Source organism: Thalassobacillus sp. B23F22_16, from assembly GCF_043496955.1.
GTDB classification, from domain to species: domain Bacteria; phylum Bacillota; class Bacilli; order Bacillales; family Halobacillaceae; genus Thalassobacillus; species Thalassobacillus devorans_A.
This window is the reverse complement of the sequence record NZ_JBIEKD010000047.1, coordinates 1-8,990: the sequence shown is the minus strand read 5'-3', so window position 1 is coordinate 8,990 and position 8,990 is coordinate 1. Positions and strand designations below refer to the sequence as shown.

The 8,990-nt window shown below is 42.8% G+C and carries 9 protein-coding genes; all 9 read right to left on the bottom strand.

The window, feature by feature from the left end; all coding sequences use genetic code 11:
• Window positions 1-181: 181 nt before the first annotated feature.
• The 9 genes from ACGTNI_RS19635 to ACGTNI_RS19595 all read right to left on the bottom strand — a co-directional run bounded on the left by ACGTNI_RS19635 (window position 182) and on the right by ACGTNI_RS19595 (window position 8,723).
• Complete coding sequence (locus tag ACGTNI_RS19635; RefSeq protein WP_176224068.1) at window positions 182-1,495, bottom strand: CBS domain-containing protein; 1,314 nt, start codon at window positions 1,493-1,495, stop codon at window positions 182-184.
• Between the two features lie 186 nt (window positions 1,496-1,681).
• Entirely contained in the window at window positions 1,682-2,362 is a 681-nt protein-coding gene (locus ACGTNI_RS19630) for a metal-dependent hydrolase (protein WP_085509096.1), read from the bottom strand.
• 41 nt (window positions 2,363-2,403) lie between these two features.
• Window positions 2,404-3,954, bottom strand: coding sequence for a polyamine aminopropyltransferase (locus tag ACGTNI_RS19625; RefSeq protein ID WP_394464200.1), 1,551 nt, complete (start codon window positions 3,952-3,954; stop codon window positions 2,404-2,406).
• A gap of 163 nt (window positions 3,955-4,117) precedes the next feature.
• Window positions 4,118-4,513, bottom strand: a complete 396-nt coding sequence (locus ACGTNI_RS19620; RefSeq protein ID WP_394464199.1) for a DUF350 domain-containing protein — start codon at window positions 4,511-4,513, stop codon at window positions 4,118-4,120.
• A gap of 19 nt (window positions 4,514-4,532) precedes the next feature.
• Window positions 4,533-5,213, bottom strand: coding sequence for a DUF4247 domain-containing protein (locus ACGTNI_RS19615; protein WP_085509099.1), 681 nt, complete (start codon window positions 5,211-5,213; stop codon window positions 4,533-4,535).
• Between the two features lie 120 nt (window positions 5,214-5,333).
• Entirely contained in the window at window positions 5,334-6,002 is a 669-nt protein-coding gene (locus tag ACGTNI_RS19610) for a PspA/IM30 family protein (protein WP_085509100.1), read from the bottom strand.
• Window positions 6,003-6,022: 20 nt separating this feature from the next.
• Window positions 6,023-6,535, bottom strand: a complete 513-nt coding sequence (locus tag ACGTNI_RS19605; RefSeq protein ID WP_085509256.1) for a DUF4178 domain-containing protein — start codon at window positions 6,533-6,535, stop codon at window positions 6,023-6,025.
• A 144-nt stretch (window positions 6,536-6,679) separates the two neighbouring features.
• Window positions 6,680-7,801: an alanine dehydrogenase gene (ald, locus tag ACGTNI_RS19600; protein WP_085509101.1), complete on the bottom strand. Its 1,122-nt coding sequence runs from the start codon at window positions 7,799-7,801 to the stop codon at window positions 6,680-6,682.
• Window positions 7,802-7,964: 163 nt separating this feature from the next.
• Entirely contained in the window at window positions 7,965-8,723 is a 759-nt protein-coding gene (locus tag ACGTNI_RS19595; protein WP_085509102.1) for an SDR family oxidoreductase, read from the bottom strand.
• Between the last annotated feature and the right edge of the window lie 267 nt (window positions 8,724-8,990).

Genomic DNA, 8,990 nt, shown 5'->3' with positions numbered 1-8,990 from the left:
CCTGAAACGGAAACCGTCTAACCAATTATGAGATTGACTCAGTAAAAAAGGTTCCGGTCATCAAAATTCGATAATCGGAACCCTTTTTTTACTATTTTCGGCTAGTTATGTCCCAGACTCTTTTTATCATGTTATATCTAATTAACATCCAAAATGTGAAATATATCAAAGGTTTCTCTTATTACCGATCGATTAGCTGAGCCATCAACAAAGCTTTTCCAACCAACGTTTTTTCATGGTAAAGCTCCACATCCACTTTTGCGAATTTACGACCTACTTCCATGATTTCCGGTTTAAGTTCAATAACACTTTCTATTTGTACCGGCTTAATGAAATAGATGGATAAATTCTCCACCACCAAATCACCTTTTTTATACTTGCGAAGCAGTCTGCTGCTTGCTTCTGTGACGAGAGAAGTAAATACTCCGTAAGAAAGGCTGCCAAGCTGATTGGTCATTTGAGGTGTAACAGCTACCTGGAACAGCATATCATTGCCTTCTTCAGCGAGAACTTCTACTTGTTTGCTTACGAGATCGTCAATGGTTTCACCCACCTGAGGCTGGCGCTGGATATGCTGGAGGGCTTTTAATACATCCTGCCTTGAAATGAGGCCTTGGAGTTTATGATGCTGATCAACAACCGGCATGATCTCAATACCTTCCCACACCATCATGTGAGCGGCATTTGCCAGGGAAGTTTTCGTCTGGACGGTCATAGGGTTCTTTGTCATCACTTTATCAATGCCAAGACTTCTGTCTTTTCCGATGACATCTTTAGACGTTACCATCCCTACTACCCGGTTAGCTGCGTCGACTACTGGATACCTGCTGTGAGAAGTAGCCTCATTTAATTCATGCCAATTTTGGACGGAATCTGTTGTTTTAAGGTAATAAGATTGCTCATATGAAGTATAGATATCTTCGACAAGGACGATTTCTTTTTTAATCAGCTGGTCATAAATAGCACGGTTGATCATTGCAGCTACGGTAAACGTATCATAGCTAGTGGAAATGATCGGGAGTTTTTTCTCATCCGCAAGCTTTTTTACTCGTTCTTCGGTGTCAAAACCACCTGTAATTAACACAGCCGCTCCTTCTTTTAACGCTAATTCATGCGCATTCGTACGGTTCCCGACAATCAATAACGACCCTGCTTCTGTATAGCGCATCATCGCTTCCAGTTTCATGGCACCGATGACAAACTTATTCAATGTTTTATATAGCCCTTCTCTACCACCAAGGACCTGACCATCAACTATATTGATAATTTCCGCAAAGGTGAGCCGTTCAATGTTTTCCTTTTTCTTCTTTTCGATGCGGATTGTCCCCACCCGCTCAATTGTACTCACAAGGCTTTGATTTTCCGCTTCTTTAATCGCTCGGTAGGCGGTTCCTTCACTTACATTTAATTCTTTCGCGATTTGGCGTACGGATATTTTATTGCCCACAGAAAGTGATTCAATAAATTGCAGGATCTGTTCATGTTTCGTAGCCATTGTCATTCACCATTCTTTCTAACTGTACTAGTGTTTATGTATCTAATTGTTATTATACAGATGATACAGGCTTCCTGCAATTTTTTACAGAAAATCCAAGCTCGGGATTTTCATTGGTAAAGCCGCCATGCTGTTTAACCAGTTAAAAAACCGCCACTCATGTAGAGTGACGGTTCCATGTCTTACTTATAGTTCAATAGATTCGCCTACTTCCAATGCTTTCCCTGTTCCAGGGCTCACTTTTTCTGCGAATGCTTTTCCGTCCTGGTTGATTAAATCGAAGGTGTTATAGTGTATAGGTACAACCTGTTTAGCATCGAGCCACTTCGCTGCGACTAATGCATCGTCAGGTCCCATAGTGAAATTATCTCCGATTGGAAGGAACGCCAACTCGATATTATTCATATCACCAATCATTTTCATATCACTGAACAATCCAGTATCACCCGCATGGAAGATGGTCTTCCCCTCAACCGTCAATAAAATACCAGTTGGCATACCAGTGTAGACGATGGTACCATCCTCTTCCGTGTAAGAAGAGCCATGAAATGCCTGAGTAAACTTCACTTTACCAAAATCGAACTCATGAGAGCCGCCAATATACATCGGATGCGCATTCACGCCTTTATTTCCAAGGTAAGTAGCCAGTTCGAAAGGCGCTACTACCAATGCGTCATTACGCTTAGCTATATCTACCGTGTCCCCCACATGATCGTTATGACCATGCGTCAACAGGATCACATCCGCTTTAACTTCATCAGCATTAAGGTCCGTATTTCCATTCTCAGAAATGAACGGATCGAATAAAATCATTTTTCCATTCGCTTCCACTTTTACGACTGAATGACCATGATAAGTTGCTTTCACACTATCCTCTCCTTCGTTCGTAAAATTTACTATAACCTCATTTAGTAATTATCCCAAGCCTGCTCGTATTTTTCAATTAAATGAGGGTCGATCAATGTATTGGGTTTCAGGGAAACCTTTTCCCCTTTGCGATTGAATATTTCCCTGTCCTCATCTTTTCCAAACACCGTAAAAGCAGAAAGCAGCTCTTCGGTCAGAAAATCGGTTTCAACAGTAAAGTCCAGTCCAGATAAATTAATCGGATCCCGGGATGCCATGACGAAACCCCAATTCCCAAAGCTCGGGATATCTACATGAAAATTTTCCGTTTCCAACCCGGCGGAACGGATTGTTTCATCTATCGTCCAATAGACTTCTGTCGCAAACACAGGGCTTGTGGCTTGTACCATTGCTGCTCCCCCAGGACGCAGATGATTTCTTACGAGAGAGTAAAACTCCCGTGTGTATAATTTGTTCAGGCTTTCATTATTCGGGTCAGGAAGGTCAATGAGAATGACATCATAAAACATCCCGTCTTTTTCCAAATATTCAAAGGCATCTTCGTTACGCACAGTTACTCGATCATCCTTCAATGCCCCCTGGTTCAGCTGCAGCAAATGATAATTATTATTAGCCAGCTCGGTAATGGCAGGGTCCAAATCTATCAGGTGGATTGATTCTAATTCGTCATATTTTAAAAGTTCCCTGACAGCAAGACCATCCCCACCGCCAAGCACTAATACACGCTTAGCATCTTCAGTTGCAGTCATCGGTACGTGAACAAGGGTCTCATGATAACGATACTCATCAAAAGAGCTGAACTGCAGCGAACCATCTAGATAAAGACGGGTGTCCCCTTGTTCTTTGGTAAGGATAATTTTTTGATAAGCGCTGTTTTCTGAATGTATGATGGGATCCTTGTATAATTTCTGCTCAAAAGAAAATGCCATTTCTTCTCCAAAAAACAATCCTGCAATCAGGAATATAGCGATTCCCACCCCGGAAATCAGGTGAATTTTCAGCTTTAAGATTTCTTTTCGGAATAAATACAGCACAGCCATGGCTACTGTCAGGTTGATCAGCCCTACAAAAAATGCACTTTTAACCATACCTAATTGTGGCCTCAACAAGAAAACAAATAACAGACCGCCAATTAATCCACCGGCATAATCAGAAAATAACACGCGGGCAGTACTCCGGTTAAGTTCTACGCCAATCTCATTTGCTTTTCTGATGAGAATCGGCAATTCAAGCCCTGTCAGTGCCCCAATGGTTAAAGTCACCGTGTATAAAAATAAAGCATCTGTCCCGTCTGGTGCAAAAGCTGTCATTCCAAACATAATGAAGCTGGAAAAGCCCCCAATTAAAGCAACCAGGAACTCTATCCAGATGAAAGCGACAATTAATCGCTTCATCACCTTTTCGCTAATGGAAGCTCCAATCCCCATGCCTGTCAAGAAGAGGCTGATAGTCAATGTATATTGTTTGACTCCATCCCCAAGTATGTAGGAACCTAACGCGCCAAATAAAACTTCAAAAATGATACCGCAAATGGAGACAATACCAGAAGCCCAGTATATGAAATGACTCTGTTTGACAGCTTCTTGTTTCATTGTTAATCACTCCGAATGCACATTAGAAAATATGGCTTGTCGCCAAGCACTTATAGCGAAAGCCTTAGTTTATCTTATACTTTAATCCTTCAACAAAGTTAAACTTTCTTAAAATAAAGAAAAGGGCTGCACCGCCTAAGCGGAGGCAGCCCGAGACGAAGGCTTATGTGATGGATGCCCCGATAACGAAGGCTAAGCCGATCGATACACCTACTGAAATGATGCCGACTGCGATATTGTTTTCCTTCAGCATGGTTTCGACAGAGAACTTTCGAGTGAAAATTTCAAACAGGTAATAGGCAAGCATTTGCAACGCCACACCATAAGCACCCCAAATCAATGTATCCCACAGTGTCAAACTATGATATATGGCAAATGAAAGGATGATACAAATTCCAACTATCTTTCCGGCTATCGATAACGCAACTGCAGTGTTACCCTGTTTAACTTCATCCCAATCTTTATACTTGGACGTGATCACTTCAAAAATTGCCAAGCCGACCAATACAACAATAATGGCAATAACAAAATAAGCAAAAGTAGCAATGAATGGTCCCATAATTCAACCTCCTAGATAATTATTTTCCTGTGCCAGGTCCTCCACCACGTCCCGACGAACCACGAAATGTACCTGTCTCACCTGAACGGTATCCACCGTACATCGAGTACCCTCCATAACAATCATTGGATGCCCGGCAACGCCCAGCCTGTTTATCTGCCCAATTATTGGAGTTCAGCATTCGGTTCAACACGGCATAAGTCAGGAGTCCATTAAAGAAACCTGGGGAGTAATGATTGCGTACGAATTGATCATTCGCCAGTTCTATGAACACCACTCCAGGCTCTTCTTCACTTTCTTTCATAATTACAAAATCATCCGGATAAACAAGCACTTGTTTATTCTCGGTAAAATCACTCTTCTCTTCCGGCTCAAGCGTTTCAGAAAGCAGATCGGCAAGTTCGGGTATGGTGAACTTCCTGGTTACATATATCTTGGAAATGCCCTGATCGGTACGTATAGTGTCAATCAGGGGGAAATGGTCACTGACCATTTTATCAGCATCTTCCGGGCTGGATTGTTCCATAGCGGAGATAATATCTGTTTTTGCCTGTTCATCAGGTAACTCATCATATGTACGTTCCTCGTTAGATAGGGGCCCGGTAATCCCTCTTGACCTGTCGTCATTACCGCCAAAGACATTCATGAACAAGACGATTACAATAATACCTAAGCCAAACAATACCAGGTAATCCTTCATATCGAGTCCTCCTTTCTGGAGAGAGATTCATGGACTAACGGAGAAGGGCCTGACTATTCGAGTCAGACCCTTCTACCATAGCTCCATTATCTGTTGTCATAGCTATGCTCAGTAAGTGGGTTACTCTTTGCCCATTTTTTTCTTTAAGGCTGCCAGCTCATCATCCACTCCGTTTTTCTCCAAAGCTTCAAATTCATCGTCCAAAGAACGGCTGGCCTGTGACATATCCTCGCTTGTTTCTGCTTCCGCTTCTTGCTGGAGTACTTTCTCCTCCATCCGGTCGAAACCCTGGCGAGATTCATCTCCGCCGATATTGGACATCGTGCGATTCATCTTCGTACGGGTTTTGGCAGATTCGGAACGAGCTTTAAGAGAATCTTTCTTCAATTTCATCTGCTGATATTCCTTTTTCATTTCGTCAAGCTTTTCGCGCAGACTGTCTGCATCTGTTTTTGCCTGTTCCCACGATGCCTTCAGCTGCTCCGCCTGCTCCTGTTGACTATTCTTATCTTCCAGTGCACGTCGTGCCAGATCTTCATTCCCTGCTTCAATCGCTTGTTCCGCTTGCTTCATTCGCTTATCGACAAGTGCCTGGGCGTCATCATATTTCCTTTTCAACATTTTCTCGTTTGCAATCTGCTTGGCAACAGCACTCTCCGCTTCACGGATATCATTTTCCATGTCGCGCATAAACTGATCCAGCATTTTCACTGGATCTTCCGCTTTATCCAACATCGCGTTCAATTCTGAATTAACAACCGTCTTCATACGCTTAAAAAATTGGAACATCTTTAAACTCCTCCTTAAAATTAATGGGACCCTGCTATAATTTTAATATCATACGGATCAATATCGTGACCCAGACTCACTTCTGTATCGCTGCCCCAGGCCTCCACACTAAGATACGCTGTCTCATCTTCTGAAATATAATCGGCATACTGGATCATTTGTCCATTAACGTTGCGGCTTCTTCCCTCACCTACTACTCTTGCTTGCCCATCGCTATCCTTATGAAAGGTCTTCCCCTCATATTCCAGTTTGCTCGGGAAAGGCTGAGAGACGGGCAGTTTGATCGTTCGATAAATACCCAGCTCTAATTCATCGTCCATTTCAGCTGAAAGCCAAATTGTGGAGCGCCCTTCAAGCAATTGATAACCAAACCATTCATAGGCATGTTCCCTATAAGTGATTTTTCCTACCACTTCATAATCTACCAGTTCATAGTTCACGATATCTCCTACTTGAATATTCAGTGGCGTTCGCTCTTTCACTTTTGGAGCTTGTGCTTTTTTATTTGAAAATAAACGTGAAAACAGTCCCAGACCAGCCACCTCTCCTTCCTGAAAACGCTGCGTCACTTTTATATACGGAATGATAATAAGAACGTTTCATTTTTTTATTAAAATTTTTATATTCATCCTATCTAAAACAGCGAGGAAAGTTTAATCTTTCCTCGCTGTTCCCCATTAATTATACGCTAACAATGTCTCAACATCTGAGTATTCCAACTGATGAGCTTCAGCAACTGCACGGTACGTGACAAAACCATCAAGTGTATTGATTCCTTTGCGCAATGCTTTATTATCCTGACAAGCCTGACGATATCCTTTGTTCGCCAGCTGAAGTGCGTAAGGAATAGTGACATTGGTCAATCCTATGGTAGATGTTCTCGGAACTGCCCCAGGCATATTGGCAACAGCATAATGGACAACACCATGTTTCTCATATGTTGGATTGTCATGGGTAGTGATTCGATCCGTTGTTTCAAAAATACCCCCCTGGTCGATTGCTACATCTACGATGACTGAACCTTTCATCATAGACTGTACCATTTCATCGGTAACTAGTTTCGGGGCTTTCGCTCCTGGAATCAAAACAGCTCCGATTACGAGGTCCGATTCCGCAAGGGCTTCCTGGATATTCAATGGATTTGACATTAATGTATTGATTTCGGACCCAAATATATCATCCAATTGTCGTAAACGTTCTGGATTTAAATCAATGATGGTGACATCGGCACCGAGTCCCATCGCTATTTTGGCAGCGTTCGTTCCCACAACTCCCCCGCCGATTACGGTCACCCGGCCGCGGCGAACGCCCGGAATACCACCAAGTAAAATACCTTTACCGCCGTGCAGTTTTTCTAAAAACTGCGCGCCTATTTGGGTAGCCATACGACCGGCAACTTCACTCATCGGGGTCAATAATGGCAGCGAGCCATTATCCGATTGAACCGTTTCATAAGCAATGCTGACCACCTTACGATCGATCAATGCTTTTGTCAATTCCGGCTCTGGAGCCAGATGAAGATACGTAAACAAGATAAGCCCTTCATAAAAATAATCATATTCTTCAGGAAGGGGCTCTTTAACTTTCATGACCATCTCCTGACTCCAGGCTTCTTTAGCTGTGTCGACAATGTGGGCTCCAGCTTCTATGTACTGCGCATCCGTGAAATTAGAGCCTATTCCTGCATTTGCTTCCACATACACTTCATGACCGGCATTTGTCAAAGAAATAACCCCGGCCGGAGTCATAGCAACGCGATTTTCATTGTTTTTTATCTCTCTGGGTACTCCGATTTTCATATTCATTTACCTCCCAATCCATTGTTCTAGGACTCTTGTCCTTCCCTTATCACAATCACTATACCATTATTTGTGTCGAGTGGATAGATGACACAAATGTAAGCCTTTACATTGTAACAAATATCTTACTTTTTTACATTTTAAATCGACAAAATTTACACCATCATCGATGACGGTGGATGACATCCAGTCCTCCGGTCACCTCATAGACGGCTCCGGTTATCATGTCGCTGTCTTTATCGCATAAAAATTCGATGGTACGGGCGATATCTTCTCCTGTACCTGACCGGCCTATTGGAGTATGTTCATCATGGTATTTGCGGCTTTCTGCAATTGTTGTTTCCTTCATGTCTCCCGTAATATTTCCTGGACAAACCATGTTGGATGTAATGCCATTTTCCGCTTCTTCAAAAGCTATCGTTTTCGTCAGGGAAACCAATCCGACTTTAGCAGCTGCAAAAGCAGAACGATAGATCCATCCTGATGCTGCACCAGCCCCTTGAAACCCGTAATTGATGATTCGGCCGAATTGCTGCTTTCTCATATAAGGGGCAACCTGTTGAAATAAATGAAAGGAAGCATCCAGGTTACCACGGATCATAGCGTCCCATTCCTCCTGTGTATAATCGAGTAATTTCTTACGTTCAAAGATGTAAGGACCCGCATTATTGATCAAATAATCAATCCTCCCAAAACGGTCCACGGTTTCCTGAACAAGCCTGATCAGATCCTCTTTTTTTGTTACGTCTGCCTGGATAATCTGAATGCGGCTGTGCTCCTCTGGCCATTCTTCCAGAAGCTGTTCCGCTTTATTACGGTCAGTACGATAGGTGACCGTTACAGAATGTCCCTTCTCTAAGAAACGTGTAGTCACTACTTTACCCAGTCCTTTTGTCCCGGCCGTAATCAGCGCATGGCGCATAATGATTCCCCCTTCAGTCTTTGACAATCAGCTGTTTTTTATGTAAATATCCCAGCATTTCGCTGATCTCAAGATGATAAACTATACATGCTACCTCTACTTTACTACATAAAGCGAAAATGGTTCACATGTGACGCTTTTTAATCGAGTAGGAGGAGGTGACTAACCTCCGTCCTCTCACACCACCGTACGTACGGACCCGTATACGGCGGTTTCTTTAAGATTGACGTAAGAAAATATATCTTTGATACAAACTGCGAAGCCCTA